The following is a 22195-nucleotide window of genomic DNA, read 5'->3' as shown; positions in this document are numbered from 1 at the left end:
CGGAACGCGATTGACAAACGCGAGCGGTCGCTCGCATTCTTGGGAAACGCGAGCGATCTCTCGTGTTTGCCAGTCTATGGCAATGGCTGATCCATGCTGCCGTGCTCGCACACGGCCGCGCTGGTCGGGGTGAAGGGGACACCGCACGATGACCCAAGTCAAAACACCACCACGTTCCGGTGACGGACCACCCCGTCCCGGCGGGTGGACGCGCTTGGTGACCGCCCGTCCACGCCTGTCGCTGCTCGCGGCCCTGCTGCTCACCGCGCTCGCCGTCCTGGCCGGCAGCGGGGTGGCGGACCACCTCGGCAGCGGCGGCTGGGAGGACCCGGCCGCCGAGTCGACGTACGCGACCAAGGCGCTGGAGCGCGAGTTCCCCGGCTCCCAGCCGAACCTGCTGCTCCTGGTCGACTCGGGCCGCGCCTCGGTCGACGCCCCCGCGGTCGCCGCCGCCGCCCGGAGCCTGACCACCCGGCTGGCAGGGGAGAAGGGCGTCACCGGCGTCGGCTCCTACTGGCAGAGCAAGTCGCCCGCCCTGCGCGCCGAGGACGGCCGCGAGGCGCTGATCGCCGCCCGCATCACCGGCGACGAGAACACGATGGGCAGGACCCTGGACCGCATCGCCCCCCATTACCGGGGGACGCACGGCCCGGTACAGGTGAAGGTCGGCGGCATCGTCGCGGTCCGGCACGAGATGCAGACCATCATCAAGGAGGACCTGACCCGGGCCGAGATGATCGCCCTGCCCATCACCCTCGTGCTGCTGGTGATGGTTTTCGGCAGCGCGGTCGCCGCCCTGCTGCCGCTGGGCATCGGTGTCGTGGCGATCCTCGGGACGAACGCGGTGCTGCGCGGCCTGACGTCCTTCACCGACGTCTCCGTCTTCGCGCTGAACCTCACCACGGCTCTCGGGCTCGGCCTCGCCATCGACTACGCCCTGTTCATCGTCCGCCGCTACCGCGAGGAACTGTCCACCGGCGCCGACCCGTTGACGGCCGTGGGGACGACCCTGCGCACGGCCGGCCGCACGGTGCTCTTCTCCGCCCTCACCGTCGCGGTGTCCCTCGCCGCGATGATGGTCTTCCCGCAGTACTTCCTGCGCTCCTTCGCCTACGCCGGCATCGCCGTGGTCCTGCTCGCGGCGGCCGCCGCTCTGATCCTGCTCCCGGCCGCGCTGATCCTGCTCGGCCACCGGGTCAACTCCTGGGACGTGCGCCGCCTCTTCCGGCGCGAGGGCGAGGCCCGGCCCGCCGAGGGCACCGCCTGGGCCCGCGTCGCCTCTCTGGTCATGCGCCGCGCCCCGGTCTTCGCGCTCGGCACCACCGCCCTGCTGGTCCTCCTGGGACTGCCGTTCCTCGGCGTGCGGTTCGGCACCGCCGACGACCGCCAGCTCCCCTCGGCCGCCGAGTCCCATGTGGTGCAGCAGGACATCCGCGAGGGCTTCCCCGGCAGCCCCGGCGGCGGGCTGGAGGTCCTCGCCGAGGGCGGGGCCACCGAGGCCCAGTACGCCGCCTACCGGCAGCAGGTGGCCGCCCTTCCCGAGGTGGCCCGCGTCGACGGCCCCCTGGTCAGAGGCGACGCGGCCTACTTCACCGTCCAGCCCGTGGGCGAGGCCGTTGACGACCCCGCCCAGCGCCTGGTGGGGGACCTGCGCTCCCTGGATACCCCGTTCGACACCAAGGTGACCGGCACGGCGGCCGTCCTCGTCGACACCAAGCACGCGATAGCCGAACGCCTGCCCTGGGCGGTCCTGTTCATCGTCGTGGTGACCCTGCTGCTGGTCTTCCTGCTCACCGGCAGCGTGCTGATACCCCTGCAGGCCGTGGTGCTCAACGCGCTCAGCCTGACGGCGATGTTCGGCGCGGTGGTGTGGGTCTTCCAGGACGGCCACCTGTCGGGAGCGCTCGGCTTCACCAGCTCCGGCTCCATCGAGACCACCCTGCCCGTCCTGATGTTCTGCGTGGCCTTCGGCCTCTCCATGGACTACGGCGTGTTCCTGCTCTCCCGCATCAAGGAGGAGTACGACCACACGGGCGACCACAACGCGGCCGTGCGCCACGGACTGCAGCGCACCGGCGGGCTGATCACCGCGGCGGCGGTCATCCTCGCGGTGGTGATGGTCGCCATCGGCACCTCACGGGTGACCAACACCAAGATGCTGGGCCTCGGCATCGCGCTCGCCGTGCTGATGGACGCCATGGTGGTGCGCAGCCTGCTGGTCCCGGCCATCATGCGGCTCACCGGCCGCGCCACCTGGTGGGCGCCGGCCCCGCTGCGCCGCTTCCACGGGCGGTTCGGGATGAGCGAGGCCGGTGAAGTCCTCGCCCCGAAGGGGCGTGGGGCAAACACATCTGCGGCGCCGCCGCGCGAGCAGGACCGGCCACCGGTGGCCCGCGGCCGGCGAACGGCATCTCCCGTGGAGCGCTAGCGTTCCACGGGAAGCGGTGGCCCGGACGTGAACGGAAGGTGAGGCACGCATGCGCGCTGTGGTGTTCGAGCGATATGGCGAACCGGCCGAGGTGCGCGAGGTGCCCGACCCCCGGCCCGCCGACCACGGAGTGATCGTGCGGGTCGAGGCGACCGGGCTGTGCCGCAGCGACTGGCACGGCTGGATGGGGCACGACCCCGGCATCACGCTGCCGCACGTTCCCGGGCATGAACTCGCCGGTGTCGTCGAGACGGTGGGCACGCGGGTGACCGGGTGGCGGCCCGGCGACCGCGTCACCGTGCCCTTCGTGTGCGCGTGCGGCACCTGCCCGTCCTGCGCGGCGGGTGACCAGCAGGTGTGCGAACGGCAGACCCAGCCCGGCTTCCACCACTGGGGCTCCTTCGCCGAGTACGTGGCGCTCGACCACGCCGACGTCAACCTCGTCGCCATCCCGGATGACATGGCCTACGCCACCGCCGCCGGCCTCGGCTGCCGCTTCGCCACCGCCTTCCGGGCCGTGGTGCAGCAGGGCCGGGTCGCGGCGGGGCAGTGGGTCGCGGTGCACGGCTGCGGCGGGGTCGGACTGTCGGCGGTGATGATCGCGGTGGCCTCCGGGGCGCGGGTGATCGCCGTCGACGTATCGCCCCAAGCGCTCGATCTGGCGCGAAGGTTCGGCGCCGCGGAGTGCGTGGACGCGGCCGCCGTGCCCGACACGGCCGCCGCCGTCCGCGAGCTGACCGGCGGCGGCGCCCACCTTTCCCTCGACGCCCTCGGCTCCCCCGTCACCTGCGCGGCCTCCGTGAACGGCCTGCGCCGCCGCGGCCGGCACGTCCAGGTCGGCCTGCTGCCCTCACCCGAGGGCACCACACCCGTCCCGCTGGCCCGCGCCATCGCCCTGGAACTGGAACTGTCCGGCAGCCACGGCATGGCCGCCCACACCTATCCCGCCATGCTCCACCTGGTCCGCTCCGGCATCCTGCGCCCCGACCTCCTGGTGACGGCCGCCATCCCTCTCGACGCGGCCCCGGCGGCGCTCGCGGCCATGGGCACGGCAGCGGGGGCGGGCGTCACGGTCATCGAGCCATGGAGCCGGGGCTGAGGCTCCGCGGGGCCGTCCACCGGGGAGCGGGCGTTCAGTCCTGTCTGCGGCCGCGGTTGCCGGGGCGGGAGGTGACCCAGGCCCGGACGGTGTCGGCGTACCAGTAGGGCTTGCCGCCCTCCACATGGTCGGGTGGGGGCAGCAGCCCGTGCTTGCGATAGGACCGTACGGTGTCCGGCTGCACCTTGATGTGCGCGGCGATCTCTTTATAGGACCAGAGCCTTCGGTCGGTCATGAGCTGTACCTCCCTGCGTGCGCCCGGCGGCGACCGGGACGGCCCTCTGGCAGCCGGACGCTTCACTGGCGATCAACAAGCCTGTGCCCGGTGAACGACGCAGCGTGACGGAGGGGCAGCGCCTGTCGACCGGGTGTGACCGAGAGACCGCGTACACGCGACATATGTGACACAGGGGAGGTGTTTGTGACACAGCTGCCGCAAAGGCGTGCGCCGGTACATGGGCGAGGCGTGTTGACGCCGGGTGGCGCGACCATACGGCTTCGTCACCCTGCACCACGCGGCTTCCTTACCCTGCACCACACGGCTTCCTCACCCTGCACCACGCGGCTTCCTTACCCTGCCCCACGCGGGGTCCCCACCCGGAACCCCCCGGAGGGCTACACCCCGCACGACCGGAGAAACGCCCGGGTCCGCCGGGCGATCGGCAGCGGAGCGTCCGGCTCGCACGGGTACATGTCCTGCTCGACGATCGCGAACAGGTCGACGTCCAGCCGCTGCGCCGCCTGAAGCACCGGTTCGAGTTCCGGCACCCCGGCCGGCGGTTCGCACATCACGCCCTGGGCGACCGCCGGCCCGAACGGCGTGCCCTTGGCCCGTACGTCGGCCAGGATCTCCGGATCCACCTGCTTGAGGTGCAGATAACCGATCCGCTCACCGTAGGTCTCGATCAGCTTGACGCTGTCCCCGCCGCAGTAGGCGTAGTGCCCGGTGTCCAGGCACAGCGACACCAGGCCGGAGTCCGTGCCGTCGAGGAAGCGGGTGACGTTCTCCTCGCTGTCGATGTGGGTGTCGGCGTGCGGGTGGACGACGATCGTGAGGCCGTAGCGCTCCCGCACCTCCCGCCCGAGCCGCTCGGTCAGCGAGGTGAGGCTCCGCCACTGCTCCGGCGTCAGCTCGGAGGGCTCCAGCACCCGCCCTGTCTTGTCGTCCCGCCAGAAGGACGGGATGACGACCAGGTGGCGGGCGCCCATGGCCTGGGTGAGGGCGGCGATGTCGGAGACATGGGCCCACGTCCTGTCCCACACCGCCTCGCCCTGATGCAGGCCGGTGAAGACGGTGCCCGCCGACACGTTCAGGCCGCGCCGGGCGGTCTCCTCGGCGAGCACCACCGGGTCGGTGGGCAGATAGCCGTAGGGGCCCAGCTCGATCCACTCGTAGCCGGAGGCGGACACCTCGTCCAGGAAGCGCTGCCAGGGCACCTGCCGGGGGTCGTCCGGGAACCACACGCCCCAGGAGTCGGGCGCCGATCCGATGCGGATGCGGGACAGTGAGGAGGGTGACAACGACGTCATGGCCGTCAGGGTGCGGGCCCGGGAAAGCGGTGTCAAGGGCTGGTCCGAATGTCTGGACAAAACATTGACAGGGCTCGGCGTACGGGACTAGAAAGCCGGGGAGAGCCGTGACGAAGGGAAGCCGATGGCCTACGACCTGATCACCATGGGGCGGATCGGAGTGGACCTCTACCCGCTGCAAACCGGTGTCCCGCTCCCCCAGGTGTCGTCCTTCGGCAAGTTCCTCGGCGGGTCGGCGACGAACGTCGCGGTCGCCGCGGCCCGGCTCGGCAGGCGGACCGCCGTGATCACCCGTACCGGCGACGATCCGTTCGGCGCCTATCTGCACGAGGCGCTGCGCGGCTTCGGCGTCGACGACCGCTGGGTCACCTCCGTTCCCGGGCTGCCGACCCCGGTCACCTTCTGCGAGGTCTTCCCGCCGGACGACTTCCCGCTCTACTTCTACCGGCAGCCCAAGGCGCCCGACCTGGAGATCGACGCCCACGACCTGGACCTGGACGCCATCCACGGCGCCGGCATCTTCTGGGTCACCGGCACCGGCCTGAGCGAGGAACCCAGCCGTACGGCGACCCTCGCCGCCCTCTCCCACCGGGCGCGGTCGGGCACGACGGTCTTCGACCTCGACTGGAGGCCGATGTTCTGGGCCGACCCCGAGGCCGCGCGCCCCTTCTACGCCGAGGCACTGCGCCACAGCACCGTCGCCGTCGGCAACCTGGACGAGGTCGAGGTCGCCACCGGGGTGCGCGAGCCGCACGCCGCCGCCCGTGCCCTGCTGGACGCGGGAGTGGAGGTCGCCGTGGTGAAGCAGGGGCCGAAGGGCGTTCTCGCCGTGAACCGGAAGGGCGAGGCGGCCGAGGTCCCACCCCTACCCGTCACCGTCCTCAACGGGCTCGGCGCCGGGGACGCCTTCGGCGGCTCCCTGTGCCACGGTCTGCTGGCCGGCTGGGACCTGGAGACGATCATGAGGCACGCCAACGCGGCCGGCGCCATCGTCGCCTCCCGCCTGGAGTGCTCCTCCGCGATGCCGACCCCCGACGAGGTGGCCGCCGCGCTCGAGGCCGGAGCGGTGCTGTGAGGGCGGGCAGGGTTGCGGGCGCCCACCACGAGGGCGGGGACGGCACCCGGCAGCCCCGGGTGGACGTCTCCGCGCTGGTCCGCATCCGCACCCACCACCCCGAGGCGATCGCCGAGGCCGCCGCCCGCCGGGCCCGCAGGCCCCTGCTCAACGACGACGGCCGGCTGATGATCGTCGCCGCCGACCACCCGGCCCGTGGCGCCCTCGCTGTCGGTGACCGCAAGCTCGCCATGGCCAACCGGGCCGACCTGCTCGAACGCCTCTGCCTCGCACTGTCCCGGCCCGGCGTCGACGGCGTCCTCGCCACCGCGGACATCCTCGACGACCTGCTCCTGCTCGGCGCCCTCGACCACAAGGTCGTCATGGGCTCCATGAACCGCGGCGGCCTGCAGGGTGCCAGCTTCGAGCTCGACGACCGGTTCACCGGCCACCGCCCCGAGGACATCCAGCGCCTCGGCTTCGACGCGGGCAAGCTGCTGCTGCGCGTCGACTACGACGACCCGGGCTCCCTGACCACCCTGGAGTCCACCGCCCGGGCCATCGACGACATGGCCGCGCGCCGGCTGCCCGTCTTCGTGGAGCCGTTCATCAGCCGCCGCAGCCCCGAGGGGAAGCTGAGGAACGACGTGTCCGCCGAGGCGGTCACCAGGTCCATCGCCATCGCCTCCGGCCTCGGCGGCTCCTCGGCCTACACCTGGCTGAAGGTGCCGGTCACCGAGAACCCCGACGACATGGCCCGGGTCATGGAGACCTCCACCCTGCCGGCCGTGCTGCTCGGCGGCGACATCGGCGACTCCCCCGAGGACCAGGTCGCCGCCTACGAGAAGTGGCGCGGCGCGCTCCAACTGCCCACCGTGCGCGGCCTGGTGGTCGGCCGCTCGCTGCTGTACCCGGCGGACGGCGATGTGGCCGCCGCCGTGGACACCGCCGTAGGACTGCTGTGAGGGCCGCATGACCAGCACCGACCTGCACCTGCCCAAAGGTGCCGCCGCGAACGCCCGGTACGCCGTCGACATCGACCCCGAACGCGCCGGATGGGCCCACAGCAGCCTGCGCGTCGTCGAGTTGGCTCCGGGCGGTGCGCATACGTTCACCACTGGGGACAGTGAATGGATCGTGCTTCCGCTGGAAGGCGGATGTGCCGTACAAATTGAGGAAAACGAATTTCAACTCCTGGGCCGGGAAAGTGTGTTCGCGGACGTCTCCGACTTCGCGTACGCACCCCGGGATGCCCGGGTCCAGATCGCCTCCGGCGCGGGAGGCCGCTTCGCCCTGGCAGGAGCGAAGTGCGAGCGACGACTCCCCGCCCGCTACGGCCCCGCGCCGGAGGTCCCCGTCGAGCAGCGCGGCAGCGGCAGCTGTGCCCGCCGGGTGCGCAACTTCGCCTCGGCGGACTCCTTCGACTGCGACAAGCTCATCGCCGTCGAGGTGATCACGCCGGGCGGCAACTGGTCCTCGTACCCGCCGCACAAGCACGACGAGCACCGGCCGGGCGAGGAGTCCGAGCTGGAGGAGATCTACTACTTCGAGATCGACGGCCCGGGCGGTCTCGGCTATCAGCGCGTGTTCCCCTCGCGCGAGGGCGGCTGTGACGTCCTCGCCGAGATCCGCTCCGGTGATGCGGTCCTCGTCCCCGACGGCTGGCACGGCCCGTCGATCGCCCAGCCCGGGCACGACATGTACTACCTGAACGTCATGGCCGGGCCCGGCGAGACCCGCGAGTGGCGGATCCGCTTCCACCCGGACCACGTAGAAGGCACAGGGGGGTACCGATGACCACCTCGACGACGAGGCTCACGGTCGCACAGGCGCTCGTACGCTTCCTCGCCGCCCAGTACACCGAGCGGGACGGCGAGCGGCGGCGGCTGATCGGCGCCATCTGGGGCATCTTCGGCCACGGCAATGTGGCGGGGCTCGGCCAGGCGCTGATCGAGTACGCCACCGTGCCCCGTGGGGGGACACCCCCCACGGCCCCCGTGATGCCGTACCACCAGGGCCGCAACGAGCAGTCCATGGTGCACGCGGCCGTCGGCTACGCCCGCCAGTCGAACCGCCTGTCCACGCACGCGGTGACGACGTCGATCGGCCCCGGCGCGACGAACCTGGTCACCGGCGCCGCCCTCGCGACCATCAACCACCTTCCGGTCCTGCTGCTGCCCGGCGACGTCTTCGCCACCCGCCCCGCCGACCCGGTCCTGCAGCAGCTGGAGCTGCCTTACGCGGGCGATGTCTCGGTCAACGACACCCTGCGCCCGGTGTCGAGGTACTTCGACCGGATCACCCGCCCCGAGCAGCTGATCCCGAGCGCGCTGCAGGCCATGCGGGTCCTCACCGACCCCGTGGAGACCGGCGCCGTCACGCTCGCCCTGCCGCAGGACGTGCAGGCGGAAGGCTTCGACTGGCCGGAGGAGTTCTTCGCCGAGCGGGTGTGGACCGTACGGCGGCCGGGCGCGGATCCCGCCGAGCTGGCCGAGGCCGTCCGGGTGATCCGCGAGGCGCGCAGGCCCCTCGTCATCGCGGGCGGCGGAGTCCACCACAGCCGCGCCGAGGCGGCCCTCGCCGAATTCGCCGAGGCCACCCGCATACCGGTCGCCTCCACCCAGGCCGGCAAGGGCTCGCTGCGACACGACCACCCCCAGGACGTCGGCGGTATCGGCCACACCGGCACCGCGACCGCCGACGAGCTGGCCCGCACCGCGGACCTGGTGATCGGCGTCGGCACCCGGTACACCGACTTCACCACCGCCTCCGGCACCCTCTTCGAAAATCCGGCCGTCCGCTTCCTGAACGTCAACATCGCGCCCTTCGACGGCCACAAGCTGGCCGGACTGCCGCTGGTCTCGGACGCCCGCCACGGCCTGGAGGAGCTGACCGAGCGGCTGCGGATGCACGACCACCGGGTCACCGGCTCGTACGTCACCGAGTACACCGAGGACAAGGAGCGCTGGGAGCAGCGCGTCGACGCCTGCTTCGAGGCGGGCGAACCGGATGTCCGGCCGTCCCAGCCGCAGGTGATCGGCGCCCTGGACGCCCTGGTGGACGAGTCCGACATCATCGTCAACGCGGCCGGCTCGCTCCCCGGCGACCTGCACAAGCTGTGGCGGACGCGCTCGTACGACCAGTACCACCTGGAGTACGGCTACTCCTGCATGGGCTACGAGATCCCGGCCGCGCTCGGCGTGAAGCTCGCCGCGCCCGAGCGGAACGTGTGGGCACTGGTCGGCGACGGCACGTACCTGATGATGCCGACCGAGATCGTGACCGCCGTACAGGAAGGCATCGCGATCAAGGTCCTGCTCATACAGAACCACGGGTACGCCTCGATCGGCGGTCTGTCGGAGTCGGTGGGCGGCGAGCGGTTCGGCACGGCCTACCGGTTCCCGACGGAGGAGGGGACGTTCACGGGCGCCCCGCTGCCCGTCGACCTCGCCGCCAACGCGGCCAGCCTCGGCATGCGGGTGCTGCGCGCGAAGACCGTGCGTGACCTGCGCGCGGCGCTCGCCGAGGCGCGGGCCGCCGACACTGCCACATGTGTCTACGTGGAGACCGAAACGTCCGACACTGTGTCGGGCGCGCCTCCGGCGCAGGCCTGGTGGGATGTTCCTGTGGCCGAGACCGCGACCCGACCGTCGGCGGCCAAGGCTCGTGAGCTGTACGAACGGCACGTCTCGACCCGACGCCGCCATCTGTAAAAGGAGTTACTGGGCATGACGAAGATCGTCAACCACTGGATCGGCGGCAAGACCGTCGAAGGCGCGTCGGGTACGTACGGGCCGGTCACCGACCCGGCCACCGGCGCGGTCACCACGAAGGTCGCCTTCGCGTCGGTCGAGGAGGTGGACGCGGCCGTCGCCACGGCCAAGGACGCCTATCTGACCTGGGGCCAGTCCTCGCTGGCCCAGCGCACGTCCATCCTCTTCAAGTTCCGGGCGCTGCTGGACGCCAACCGGGACGCCATCGCGGAGCTGATCACCGCCGAGCACGGCAAGGTGCACTCCGACGCGCTGGGTGAGGTCGCGCGCGGCCTGGAGATCGTCGACCTGGCCTGCGGGATCAACGTCCAGCTGAAGGGCGAGCTGTCCACGCAGGTCGCCAGCCGGGTCGACGTGGCCGCGATCCGCCAGCCGCTCGGTGTCGTCGCCGGCATCACGCCGTTCAACTTCCCGGCGATGGTCCCGATGTGGATGTTCCCGATCGCCATCGCGACCGGCAACACCTTCGTGCTGAAGCCGTCCGAGAAGGACCCGTCGGCCTCCATCAAGATCGCCGAGCTGCTGGCCGAGGCCGGTCTGCCCGACGGCGTCTTCAACGTCGTGCACGGCGACAAGGTGGCCGTCGACCGCCTGCTGGAGCACCCGGACGTCAAGGCCGTCTCCTTCGTCGGCTCGACCCCGATCGCCCGCCACATCCACACCACCGCCTCCGCCCACGGCAAGCGCGTGCAGGCCCTCGGCGGCGCCAAGAACCACATGCTGGTCCTGCCGGACGCCGACCTGGACGCGGCCGCCGACGCGGCGGTCTCCGCGGCCTACGGCTCCGCGGGCGAGCGCTGCATGGCCATCTCGGCGGTCGTGGCCGTCGGCGCGATCGGCGACGAGCTGGTGGAGAAGATCCGCGAACGCGCCGAGAAGATCAAGATCGGTCCGGGCAACGACCCGACGTCCGAGATGGGCCCGCTGATCACCAAGGCGCACCGGGACAAGGTGGCGTCGTACGTCGAGGGCGCCGCCGCCGAGGGCGCCGAGGTGGTCCTGGACGGCACCGGCTACACGGTCGAGGGCTTCGAGGAGGGCCACTGGATCGGCATCTCGCTGCTCGACAGGGTGCCGACCACCGCGAAGGCCTACCGGGACGAGATCTTCGGCCCGGTCCTGTCCGTTCTGCGTGTCGACACCTACGAGGAGGGCGTGGCCCTCATCAACGCCTCGCCGTTCGGCAACGGCACCGCGATCTTCACTCGGGACGGCGGCGCCGCCCGCCGCTTCCAGCTGGAGGTCGAGGCCGGCATGGTCGGCGTGAACGTCCCGATCCCGGTCCCCGTCGGTTACCACTCCTTCGGCGGCTGGAAGGACTCGCTCTTCGGCGACCACCACATCTACGGCAACGACGGCACGCACTTCTACACGCGCGGCAAGGTCGTCACCACCCGCTGGCCCGACCCGGCCGACGCCCCCGCCGGCGTGGACCTGGGCTTCCCGCGCAACCACTGAGCGTCACCCGGAGGTGCGCCTCCGACCCCCGTCAGGCCGTCCGGATACCGGACGGCCTGACATTTTTTTTACGCGTGACCTGCGGTTCTCGTTCTGGCGGGATGAAACGGGTGACGAAGGATTTCCGGCTTGATGACCTTTGAAAGCAAGGTCACATTCGCGCACGGCTTGATGGATGCTCCTATAAGGCGTTGGGGCCTAGGAAAGTGATGCGGCGGCGGTCATTCCGTGACTGCGGATTTCGAAGGTAAACGGCCATTGACGGGACGGATTTCGTCGGGGTTCTCTATGCAGCGCCGGGAGCGGACGAGATGAACGTACGACGATCCGCCGGAGGCGATAACGCTCCCGACCCCACCCTCACACGCACGAGTCGATCGGAACCGCCGCATGACCGACACGCTCCAGAAGTCCGTGGTTGACATCGAGACGGCCCCCTCACCGGGGCTGAAGCGCTCCATCGGTGTCGTCGGCGGCACCCTGCTGACGCTGTCGTGCGTCACGCCCGCCTCCACGCTCTTCGTGGTCGTCCCCGACCTGTTCGGCTCCCTCGGCACCGCCACCGCCCTGACGATCGCCATCGGCTCCCTCCTCTGTATCGCGGTGGCGTTCTGTTACTCCGAGCTGGGCACCCTCATCCCCAGCGCGGGTGGCGAGTACGCGATGGTGTCGACGATGGCCGGACGGCTCGCGGGCTGGCTGGTCTTCGTGCTGTCCCTGCTGGTGGTGATGATCGTCCCGCCGGTGATCGCCATGGGCACGGCCGACTACCTGGCCCCGATCGCGCACCTCGACCCGTCGATGACCGGCGCCGGCGTGATGCTGCTCGCCACCCTCGCCGGCCTGCTCGACCTGCGTGCCAACGCCTGGATCACCGGCATCTTCCTGGTTCTGGAGGTCATCGCCGCCGGGGTCGTCGCCCTGCTGGGCTTCTCCCACAGTCACCGCGGGATGGGCAGCCTGGTCTCCATGCAGGTGGCCGGCGCGGACGGCCACACCGACACGGTGACCGCCATGCTGGTCGTCTCCGGGCTCGCCATCGCCCTCTTCGTCACCCAGGGCTTCTCGACCGCCGTCTACCTCTCCGAGGAGCTGGAGAACCCCCGCCGCAACGTCGCCCGCACGGTGCTCGCCACCCTCGCCATCTCCACCGTGGTCATCCTGGTGCCGGTCGCCGCGATCACCATGGGCGCCGGCGACCTGGAGGAGCTGACCGGCGGCGACATCAGCTCCATGGTCACCGCCTGGTCCAACTCCGCGGTCGGCACCTTCGTCAGCCTCTGCGTGGCCCTCGCCATCATCAACGCGGGCATCGTCATGGTCATCCAGAACTCCCGCGTCCTGTTCGCCTCCGCCCGCGACAAGGCCTGGCCCGACCCGGTCAACAGCGTCTTCTCCAAGCTCGGCCGCTTCGGCTCCCCGTGGGTCGCCACGCTCGCCGTCGGTGTCCCCGGCGCGCTGCTCTGCTTCGTCAACCTGGACACCCTGTACGGCGTCACCGGCGTCTCGGTGACCGGCATGTACCTGCTCGTCGCGGTCGCCGCCCTGCTGTCCCGCCGCAGCTCCCACCAGCACACGGCCGCCTGGCGGATGCCGCTGTGGCCCGCGGTGCCGGTCCTGCTGATCGCCGTCCTCGCGTACATCCTGACCCAGCAGGAGACGAGCTACCTGCTGTGGACCGGCGGCATCATCGCCGTCGCCACCCTCTACTGGGCCCTCTACCTCCGCCCGCGCCGCGAGACCCGCTGGCTGGTGTCGATCCCCGAGGACGCCCAGGTCCCGGAGCACGCACAGGCGTAACGGGAGCCTCACGACTGCCACACCACCACCGTGCACGTCCCGTCGTCCTCGCCGCCCGCACTGCGAAGGCGGCGAGGACGACGTCGTTCCCGGTGCCGAGCCGCACGCCGTAGCAGCCCCGCTCGCGGCCGGCGCCCGCCCGATGCCCCGGCGGCGGTACGGCCCGGACACGGCCGGCTCGTACAGCCACATCTCGGTGCCCTTGTCGGGGTGGACGGTCTCGACGCCGCTGACGAACCCGACCGTGGTGTCGAACAGGCGCTCGGTGGCGGCGACGTCGATGACGGGGGTGGCCCGGCGAAGCTCCTCGGCTCTTCGTACCACGGCGGAAGTACACGGCGGCAAACCGGTACTCCCCCAGGAGGGCATGGGGTTCAGCCCGGCGGCGGCATCGTGTGCCGGTGACGGCCCGTACCGTTGACGCATGGATCTTCGACTGCCCGCACCGCGGGGGCCGCTGCGCCGGCCGCGCCGGCTCGTCGCCGCCGCGGCCGCCGTCGTGGTGCTCGCCGGTGCCGGGACGTGGACGGCGGCCGTCGCCTCCGACGACACGCGGACGGTGCGCAGCAGCGACCAGGTCATGGCGGTCGACGGCGTGCGCCTGGACACCTCGTTCTTCGCCCCGGCCGCCCCCGGCCCCCATCCGGCCGTCCTGCTGGCGCACGGCTTCGGCGGCAGCAAGGACGACATGCGGCAGCAGGCCGAGGACCTCGCCCACGACGGGTACGCGGTCCTGACGTGGTCGGCGCGCGGCTTCGGCAAGTCCACCGGGAAGATCGGCCTCAACGACTCCAAGGGCGAGGTCGCCGACGTCTCCCGGCTCATCGACTGGCTGGCGAAGCGGCCCGAGGTCCGGCTCGACAAGCCCGGCGACCCGCGCGTGGGCATGGCCGGCGGTTCCTACGGCGGCGCGATCTCACTCCTCGCCGCCGGACACGACCACCGCGTCGACGCCATCGCCCCGGCCATCACGTACTGGAACCTCGCGGACGCCCTGTTCCCGAACGGCGTCTTCAAGAAGCTGTGGGCCGGCATCTTCGTCAACACCGGCGGCGGCTGCGCCCGCTTCGAGCCCGCGCTGTGCCGGATGTACGACCGGGTCGCCGAGTCCGGCACCCCGGACCCCGCAGCCCGGCGGCTCCTGGAGGAACGCTCGCCGTCCGCCGTCGGCGACCGCATCGAGGTGCCCACCCTCCTCATCCAGGGCCAGACCGACTCGCTGTTCACCCTCGAGCAGTCCGACGCCGCCGCCAGGGCGATCCGGGCAGGCGGCGCCCCCGTGGGCGTCGACTGGATCGCGGGCGGCCACGACGGAGGGGACATGGAGACCGACCGGGTGCAGGCGCGCGTGCGGACCTGGTTCGACCGGTACCTCAAGGGTGACAGGAACGCCGACACCGGCCCGGCCTTCCGGATCACCCGCACCGGAGGCGTCGACTCCACCGACGGCACCGCCCAGCTGCGCGGCGCGAGCGCCGCCGCCTATCCCGGCCTGCACGACCACCGGCGCGCCATCGGCCTCACCGGTGGCGAGCAGCACGTCGCCAACCCGGCCGGCGGCAGCCCGCCCGGCGTCTCCGCGCTGCCCGGCCTCGGCGGCTCCGGCGGCCTCGCCCAGCTGTCCGCGCTCGGCGTCGGCGTCTCCCTCGACTTCCCCGGGCAGTACGCGCGGTTCGACTCGGCACCGCTCACCCGCGACCTGCGGATCACCGGCACACCCACCGCCACCGTCCACGTCACCTCCAGCCGCGACGACGCCGTCCTCTTCGGCAAGGTCTACGACGTCGCCCCCGACGGCACCCGGCAGGTCCTGCCCTCCCGACTGGTCGCCCCTTTCCGGGTGACCGGCGCCAGAGCGGGCAAGGACGTCACCGTCACCCTCCCGGCGATCGACCACGAGGTGCAGAAGGGCCACCGGCTCCGCCTGGTCCTCGCCTCCACCGACCTCGGCTACGCCTCACCCGCCGCCCCGGCGACCTACACCGTCTCCCTGAAGGGAGACCTCGGCGTGCCGACGGCCCCCGCCGTCACCACCGCCGCGGCCCCCCTGCCCGCCTGGGTCTGGTGGCTGCCCGCGACCGGCGCGGCCACCGCCCTCGCCCTGCTGCTCACCGGCCGCCGCCGTACGTCCGCACCCGCACCCGATCCGGAGCTGGCCGACCTCCCGCTCGTGATCAAGGACCTGGGCAAGCGATACGCCGGGTCCACCGATCGGTACGCGGTGCGCGAGCTGTCCTTCCGGGTGGAGAAGGGCCAGGTGCTCGGCCTGCTCGGACCCAACGGCGCGGGCAAGACCACCACCCTGCGCATGCTGATGGGCCTCATCAAGCCGGACGACGGCGAGATCCGCGTCTTCGGCCACGCCGTCCGGCCCGGCGCCCCGGTGCTGTCCCGGGTCGGCGCGTTCGTGGAGGGCGCCGGCTTCCTGCCGCACCTGTCCGGCCGGGAGAACCTGGAGCTGTACTGGCGGGCCACCGGCCGCCCGCCCGAGGACGCCCACCTGGACGAGGCACTGCACATCGCCGGGCTCGGCGACGCGCTCGCCCGCGCGGTGCGCACCTACTCGCAGGGCATGCGCCAGCGCCTCGCCATCGCACAGGCCATGCTCGGCCTGCCCGACCTGCTCATCCTCGACGAGCCCACCAACGGCCTCGACCCGCCCCAGATCCGCGAGATGCGCGAGGTGATGATCCGCTACGCGGCCGGCGGCCGCACGGTGATCGTCTCCAGCCATCTCCTCGCCGAGGTCGAGCAGTCCTGCACCCACCTGGTGGTGATGGACCGCGGCCGCCTCGTCCAGGCCGGCCCGGTACGGGAGATCATCGGCTCCGGCGACACCCTGCTGGTCGGCACCGCCACACCGGTGGAGGAGCCGGCCGTGGAGAAGGTGGCCGCGCTGCCCGGCGTCGCCTCCGCCGTGCGCACCGACGACGGGCTGCTCATCCGGCTCGAACCCGGCGGCACGGCCGAGCGGCTGGTCGTGGAGCTGGTGCGTCTGGAGGTGCCGGTGGCCTCGGTCGGCCCGCACCGCCGCCTGGAAGACGCCTTCCTCACCCTGATCGGAGGTTCCGCATGAGCACGCTCGCCGATCGTGCCGAGACGGCGCCCGGCTACCGCGCGGGCCGCACCCTGCCCCTGCGCGTGGAGCTGGTCCGGCAGCTCACGCGGCGCCGCACCCTGGTCATGGGCGCGATCCTCGCCGTGCTGCCGTTCGTGCTGCTGATCGCCTTCGCCGTCGGTGGCGACCCGGGCGGCCGCAACAACCAGGTCACCCTGATGGACTCGGCCACCGCGTCCGGTGCCAACTTCGCCGCCGTGAACCTGTTCGTCTCGGCGGGCTTCCTGCTGGTGATCCCGGTCGCCCTGTTCTGCGGGGACACCGTCGCGTCGGAGGCGAACTGGTCCTCCCTGCGCTATCTGCTGGCCGCCCCCGTGCCGCGGGCCCGCCTGCTGTGGTCCAAGCTCGCCGTGGGACTGGGCCTGAGCCTGGCCGCGATGGTGCTGCTGCCGGTCGTGGCCCTCGCGGTCGGCACGGCCGCCTACGGCTGGGGCCCCTTGCAGATTCCCACGGGCGGCGCGCTGGACTCGGGGACGGCGGCGCAGCGCCTCGTAGTCGTGGTGGCGTACGTCTTCGTGTCCCAACTCGTCACCGCGGGACTGGCGTTCTGGCTGTCGACCAGGACGGACGCCCCGCTCGGCGCGGTCGGCGGCGCGGTCGGCCTGACCATCGTCGGCAACGTTCTGGACGCGGTCACCGCCCTCGGCCACTGGCGGGCCTTCCTGCCCGCGCACTGGCAGTTCGCCTGGGCCGACGCCGTCCAGCCGCACCCCGAGTGGTCCGGCATGATCCAGGGCACGGCGATTTCCACCACGTACGCCCTGGTGCTGTTCGCCCTGGCCTTTCGCGGTTTCGCCCACAAGGACGTGGTGTCGTAGCCGGTCGGGCGGCACCTTGACCCCGGACCTTTCCGCATGCGGAAAGGTCCGAACGGGTGAACCTGCGCAACCAATTCTCCGGCGTCGGGTTGATGAAGCAGTGGGGCGAGCGACGCTACGAGAGAGGAACGCGCAGTGCGCAGGAGGCTTGCCATCGGCAGCGGCAGCAGACCGGCCGTCGTGAACCGCGACGGCGGGGAATGACGAGTCGGCTGCCGGGCCCGGGCCCGCTGTTCTGGCCGCGGTCACACGGGCTGTCCGGGGCAGGCTTCCCCGCCTGAGGGCCGAACGCGTGGTGGCGCGAGGCACACGGGCGGCTCACGTCGGCAGCGAGTGCAAGAACGACTGACCGCCCAACGCACCAGCCTTCCGGCTGTGTCATGGCCGGCCTTGGACGTCGATCTCCTTTCCAGGGCCGGCTTTTCCAGTTCTTCAAGCAGGAAGATGACCACATTGCGACAGACCCTGAGCAGGGGAGTGTTCGCGGCGGCCGCCGCCACGGGCATTCTGTCCCTGTCCTGCAGCTCCGCCCTCGCTGACACGAACGCGACAGGAGTCACCACGGATTCCCCCGGTGTGCTGGCCGGGAACAGCGTGCAGGTGCCGATCGAGGCGCCGGTGAACGTGTGCGGCAACAGCGTCAACGGGGTCGCGGCGTTCAATGAGGCGGCCGGCAACTCCTGCGGCAACGGGACTCCGCCGTCCGTCAGCACCCCCGCCCCGACCCCGCCGCCTCCCACGCGCACCAGTGAGACGCCTCCGCCCACCCGGACCAGCCACACGCCGCCTCCGGCCGTCGTCGAGCACCCCGACGAGCCCCGGCTGGCCGAAACCGGCAGCAAGACCATGCTGGCGACCTCGGCCGTCAGTGCCGCTCTGATCGCGGGCGGGGCGATGCTGTACCGCCGCGGCCGCGGGGCCTCCCACCGATAGCTGCTCCCGGGTGCCGGACGCCATACGTCCGGCACCCGCGCCCCCGCTCCGGCCGAGCAGCACCACCCGAACCGGCGGGGGCCACCGCAGAAGGACCGGCACCGGCTCCCTCAGTGGCAGACCGGTGGGCCGCTGACGACTCGCTCTCCGCCGGCGGCCCGGGGGCGCCCGCCCACACGCCTCTCCGTCAGCGGCGCGCCGGCGCCGGCGACCAGGCTCGGCTGCTGCCTCCCGGCACGGGGATCGTCCCGCTCGTCGGGGTCCCCCTGAGCCGGCTCCGTACCCCTCCCACGAGTGTCGACGCCGTGAAGGTCGCGCCCTGGACGAAGCGCATGGCCGGCCCGAAGCCGGAGGCGGTCACCAGGCCCGCGAGGAACAGACCGGGCTGGGAGGACTCGAAGTCCCGCCCGACCGCGGGAGACCCGTCGGGCAGGGCCGCCAGCGACCCGCGAAGCTCGTCGGAGAGCAGTCCGAGCCGGTCACAGCGCGCCCGGAACCCCGTGGCGGCGATGACGTGTTCGGTCTCCAGCGTGCGCGGGGCTCCCGTGCGGCTCACGATGTCCAGCCGTACACCGCCCGGCACCGCACAGGCCGCGGTCACCTCGTGGCCCGGCAGCAGCTCCACCGCGCCCTCCACCCGGTCCCGCACCCACCACGCGCCCGCCGGCCCCAGCGCCGTGGCCGCGATGCGCGCCCGGGTCGGCTCCGGCAGGTGCCGGAAGAGACCGGGGCGCTCGGCGTAGAACCAGTTCCGCCAGCCGGGGCCGAGGCCGCTGTGCGGGGAGCGCACCGACTGCCACCAGGGGCGCTCCCAGGGCGGCGGCACGTCGTTCCACCGCAGCCCGTCCGCCCGCGCCAGCACCCGCACACGGGTGCCCTGTTCGGCGAGGAGCGCCGCGGTCTCCAGGGCCGCCTGACCGCCGCCGATCACCGTGACGTCCCTGCCGCGGAAGCGGTCGAGGTCGCTGTGGTCGCTGCTGTGCGTCACCAGCGCGGGGTGCAGTCCGCGCAGTGCCTGCGGTACCTCGACGAACGGCATCACACCGACCGCCAGCGCCACCGTCCGCGCGTGCACCACCTCCCCGTCCTCGGTGACCGCCGTGAAGCCGCCGGGGCCGGACGCCACCCGGGCCACCATGCGCTCGTCCACCTCCGGCACGGCATGGCGGGCGAACCACAGACCGTACGACGCGAACGCCTCGACGGGGATCGGCTCCGCGTGACGTGCCGTAAGGCCGTGCTGCGCGCAGTACACGTCCAGACGCCACCGCCCGTACGGGTCGGAGAGGTTGGACGCCCACGGCTCCGACTTGAGGAACATCCCGCGGGGCATGTGGTCCCGCCAGGACGCCATGGGCCGGCCGAACAGGCGCAGGTTCAGCCCGGCGGCCGCGGCGTGGGACGCGATCGACAGGCCGTAGGGGCCTGCACCCACCACCAGTAGGTCGTACATCATCGACTGCTCGCTTTCTCGTTGTCGTTCAGGGCGGGTGAGACCGCCCGGGGGATCAGGCGTGGCGCCGGTGCCGTCGCGCCCAGCCGCTCCCGCAGCCGACGGGACACATGCCGGGACCACAGGGCCCACATCGCCCATCCCGGCGCGCGGTCGTCCGGGGCGTACCAGGCCAGTTCGCGCCCGTCGGGCGCCGGACGCAGCGCGGTGAGCGGCGCGTAGTTCTCCACCACGAAGGCCCGCCCGGCCAGCGGGGCCCCGTCCGGCAGTGGACGGCCCGTCAGGTCCAGGTGCAACGCGCGTACGACGTCCAGCCCCGCGCTGTCCGCGAAGAGCCGGAACTGGGCGCCGGGGCGCGGGTTGAAGTCGAGCAGGTGATAGCGGCCCGTCGCGCCGCAGCGGCGGAAGTCGAGGTCGAAGACACCGCGGTAGCCCAGCCCGCCGGTGAGCCGTTCGGACAGCGCCTGCACCTGCGGGTTGGGCGTCCAGCAGCCCACCGCGGTCAGGCCCGCTCCACGCGGCCAGGCCAGGTGCTTGCGGCCCGGCCCGCCCGCGCGCACGGTGCCCGAGTGGTCGGCGTAGCCGTGGAAGAACCAGTCCCGGTCCCGCCCCGGCGGCAGGTACGCCTGGAGCAGCAACCTGCTGCCCGCCTCCTCTGTGCGCAGGTACAGCTCCCGGGCCTGATGTTCGGAGCGCACCAGCACCGTGCTCCGCAGCCCGCTGCCGGCGGGCAGCAGCCAGGGCCGGCTCCACTTCGCCACCACCGGCAGCCCGAGCCGCCGTGTGGCGTCGGCGGCTCGCGCCGGACTGTCCGGGACCAGCGTCACCGGGTGCGGGACGTCCGCGGACGCGCACACGGCGGCCAGTTCCTCCTTGTCGGCGACGCGTTCGGCCAGCGTGCACGGCATCGGCGGCAGTAGGTAGGACGGTGCGAGATCATCCCGCATCCGCCCCACGGCGATCGCGCTCGCGTCGTCCAGCGGGACCAGGACGGCGGGGCGCGCGATCCGGTCGGCCACGCGGCGCAGCACGGCGCGGATGTCGTCCTGGGACGCTCCCGGGAGCGGCGGGGGATGCATCCGGCTCACATAACGCGACCGGTGGACGGGACTCCCCGTCGTATCGGCGACGAGATGCACCTCCACGCCCGCCCTGCCGAGCGAACGCACGGCCCCCAGGGTTCCATGGTGGAAGGGGTTCCGGTCGATCCGCAGCAGTACGGCGGGGACCCGGGTGTCGAGCGGTGACACGGCTTCTCTTTTCTCTCGGATCGGCTCACCCGCACGGGCGAGCGGAGTACTCGAAAGCCGCAATGGTGTTGGTGCCATGGACTCTCCTACGGATGACTTAATATGACATTTCGTCAATAATGGGTACGAAGACTAAATGTGGACGAGAGCGAAGAAAGGTGCGGGCATGGCCCCACAGCGCAAGCGGGCCCGGTTCCGCCGGCTGGTCGTGGGCGCGGCGGCGGTCGTCGTGTCCGCCGCCCTCGCCGCCGGTCGCCCAGCGGGGGTGCAGGTGCTGGGACCCGCCTCTCCTCCCGCTCCGGTGCCGCCCCCGAGACCCGTGGTGGCCGTCCCGGCCGTTCCCGCACCCGCGGTCACTCCAGCGGCCAGTGCCCCTCCGGCTGGCCCCGGGCTGCCGAAGCCGCCTGCGGTGACCCCTCCGGCGCTCGGCGGGCACTGGCCGGCCTTCGGGGCCTTCCTCGGTTCCGACGCCGGCGGCGTGGCCAGCATCCCGCTGCTCAGCAGCTGGCTGGGCGGTGCCGATATCCGCGTCGGCCACACCTATCTGCCCGGCAACACATGGAGCGACATCGAGGGTGACCTCAGCTTTCTCCCCGCGTGGGCGCACTGGCGCAACGAGAAGGCCGACCGGATGCTCGTCGTGAACGTCCCCCTGCAGGAGCGCAACGAGGCGGGCGTCTCCGACGCCGTCGTCCGGCAGCTGGTGCGGCGAGGCGCGGCAGGAGAGTTCGACCACCACTTCCGCGCCCTGGCCGAACGGCTGGTCCGGCTGGGCGTGCCGGACACGGTTCTCGTGCTCGGCTGGGAGATGAACGGCGTCACCTACACCCATCGCTGCGGGCCCGACCCCGTCGCGTGGAAGACGTACTGGAGGAGGATCGTCACCACCATGCGCTCGGTGCCCGGACAGAGGTTCCGGTTCGATTTCGCGCCGAGCCGCGGCCGGGACGCCGTGCCCTGGACGCAGTGCTACCCCGGGGACGGCGCGGTCGACATCATCGGCATGGATTCCTACGACCAGCCGGCCGGAATGTCGTTCGACCGGCAGGTGAGTGAGCCCTACGGACTTCAGGCACACGTGCAATTCGCCAAGGCGCACGGCAAGCCCGTCTCCTATCCGGAATGGGGGCTCTTCCGCAACGGCGACAACACCGAGTACATGAGGCGCATGCTCGCGTGGATGGACGAGCACAAGCCGCTCTACAACACGCTGACGGACTACTGCCCGCACGGCGTGTGGCAGTGCGGGAGCAATCCGAAGTCGTCCCTCGTCTACCGGTCCTTCCTCTTCGGCCGTACCGACGAGGCGACCCGCGACCCCGCCCCCACCCCGGCGCCCGCCGCGGCCACCGCACCGCCGGCCCCGGCGGGCTGCTCGCGACTGGACCTGGGTACATGGGTGGAGCAATGGCTCGGCGGGACACTCTGCGTCCGCTTCGAGTGGTGGCCCGGCGGCGACTAGCGTGACGAGGCCGGCCCGC

Annotated in this window: 16 protein-coding genes; 12 read left to right on the top strand and 4 right to left on the bottom strand. The window is 72.0% G+C overall.

Annotated elements, in window-relative coordinates:
• The first annotated feature begins 148 nt into the window (after window positions 1-148).
• Both ABZ079_RS00785 and ABZ079_RS00780 read left to right on the top strand, forming a co-directional pair.
• On the top strand, window positions 149-2428 hold the full coding sequence (locus ABZ079_RS00785) for an MMPL family transporter (RefSeq protein ID WP_356937199.1): 2280 nt from the start codon (window positions 149-151) through the stop codon (window positions 2426-2428).
• A 49-nt stretch (window positions 2429-2477) separates the two neighbouring features.
• Complete coding sequence (locus ABZ079_RS00780; protein WP_356937198.1) at window positions 2478-3527, top strand: zinc-dependent alcohol dehydrogenase family protein; 1050 nt, start codon at window positions 2478-2480, stop codon at window positions 3525-3527.
• Window positions 3528-3561: 34 nt separating this feature from the next.
• Here the strand turns inward: ABZ079_RS00780 and ABZ079_RS00775 are convergent, their stop codons facing one another.
• Together ABZ079_RS00775 and ABZ079_RS00770 are read right to left on the bottom strand one after the other, a co-directional pair.
• Window positions 3562-3762 carry a MerR family transcriptional regulator gene (locus ABZ079_RS00775; protein WP_356937197.1) on the bottom strand — a complete coding sequence of 67 codons (201 nt, stop codon included), beginning with the start codon at window positions 3760-3762 and terminating at the stop codon, window positions 3562-3564.
• A 380-nt stretch (window positions 3763-4142) separates the two neighbouring features.
• A complete protein-coding gene (locus ABZ079_RS00770; RefSeq protein ID WP_356937196.1) occupies window positions 4143-5057 on the bottom strand; it encodes a sugar phosphate isomerase/epimerase in 915 nt (304 codons plus the stop codon).
• 124 nt (window positions 5058-5181) lie between these two features.
• On the opposite strand from ABZ079_RS00770, the gene iolC reads away from it, so the two are divergent.
• From iolC to ABZ079_RS00725, 9 genes are all read left to right on the top strand, one after another.
• Window positions 5182-6132: a 5-dehydro-2-deoxygluconokinase gene (iolC, locus tag ABZ079_RS00765; RefSeq protein WP_356937195.1), complete on the top strand. Its 951-nt coding sequence runs from the start codon at window positions 5182-5184 to the stop codon at window positions 6130-6132.
• 59 nt (window positions 6133-6191) lie between these two features.
• A complete protein-coding gene (locus tag ABZ079_RS00760) occupies window positions 6192-7076 on the top strand; it encodes a deoxyribose-phosphate aldolase (protein ID WP_356937639.1) in 885 nt (294 codons plus the stop codon).
• Window positions 7077-7083: 7 nt separating this feature from the next.
• Window positions 7084-7908, top strand: a complete 825-nt coding sequence (gene iolB / locus ABZ079_RS00755; RefSeq protein ID WP_356937194.1) for a 5-deoxy-glucuronate isomerase — start codon at window positions 7084-7086, stop codon at window positions 7906-7908.
• A complete protein-coding gene (iolD, locus tag ABZ079_RS00750) occupies window positions 7905-9824 on the top strand; it encodes a 3D-(3,5/4)-trihydroxycyclohexane-1,2-dione acylhydrolase (decyclizing) (protein WP_356937193.1) in 1920 nt (639 codons plus the stop codon). The genes iolB and iolD overlap by 4 nt, the downstream gene beginning before the upstream one ends.
• A gap of 15 nt (window positions 9825-9839) precedes the next feature.
• Complete coding sequence (gene mmsA / locus ABZ079_RS00745) at window positions 9840-11342, top strand: CoA-acylating methylmalonate-semialdehyde dehydrogenase (RefSeq protein WP_356937192.1); 1503 nt, start codon at window positions 9840-9842, stop codon at window positions 11340-11342.
• Between the two features lie 390 nt (window positions 11343-11732).
• Window positions 11733-13142: an APC family permease gene (locus ABZ079_RS00740; protein WP_356937191.1), complete on the top strand. Its 1410-nt coding sequence runs from the start codon at window positions 11733-11735 to the stop codon at window positions 13140-13142.
• 424 nt (window positions 13143-13566) lie between these two features.
• On the top strand, window positions 13567-16218 hold the full coding sequence (locus ABZ079_RS00735; protein ID WP_356937190.1) for a CocE/NonD family hydrolase: 2652 nt from the start codon (window positions 13567-13569) through the stop codon (window positions 16216-16218).
• A complete protein-coding gene (locus tag ABZ079_RS00730) occupies window positions 16215-17078 on the top strand; it encodes an ABC transporter permease (RefSeq protein ID WP_356937189.1) in 864 nt (287 codons plus the stop codon). Before ABZ079_RS00735 ends, ABZ079_RS00730 begins: the two co-directional genes overlap by 4 nt.
• A 444-nt stretch (window positions 17079-17522) precedes the next feature.
• Window positions 17523-18011 carry a chaplin gene (locus ABZ079_RS00725; protein ID WP_356937188.1) on the top strand — a complete coding sequence of 163 codons (489 nt, stop codon included), beginning with the start codon at window positions 17523-17525 and terminating at the stop codon, window positions 18009-18011.
• A 187-nt stretch (window positions 18012-18198) separates the two neighbouring features.
• Here ABZ079_RS00725 and ABZ079_RS00720 read toward each other — a convergent pair whose 3' ends face one another.
• Together ABZ079_RS00720 and ABZ079_RS00715 are read right to left on the bottom strand one after the other, a co-directional pair.
• Complete coding sequence (locus ABZ079_RS00720) at window positions 18199-19464, bottom strand: NAD(P)-binding domain-containing protein (RefSeq protein WP_356937638.1); 1266 nt, start codon at window positions 19462-19464, stop codon at window positions 18199-18201.
• Window positions 19464-20714, bottom strand: a complete 1251-nt coding sequence (locus ABZ079_RS00715) for an ATP-grasp domain-containing protein (RefSeq protein ID WP_356937187.1) — start codon at window positions 20712-20714, stop codon at window positions 19464-19466. Before ABZ079_RS00715 ends, ABZ079_RS00720 begins: the two co-directional genes overlap by 1 nt.
• Window positions 20715-20880: 166 nt before the next feature.
• Between ABZ079_RS00715 and ABZ079_RS00710 the strand changes: the two genes are divergently transcribed.
• Entirely contained in the window at window positions 20881-22176 is a 1296-nt protein-coding gene (locus ABZ079_RS00710; protein ID WP_356937186.1) for a glycosyl hydrolase, read from the top strand.
• Window positions 22177-22195 lie beyond the last annotated feature (19 nt).

Origin of the sequence: Streptomyces sp. NPDC006314 (genome assembly GCF_040613075.1) — a bacterium.
Classification (GTDB): Bacteria; Actinomycetota; Actinomycetes; order Streptomycetales; family Streptomycetaceae; genus Streptomyces.
This window is presented reverse-complemented; position numbering and strand designations above follow the sequence as displayed.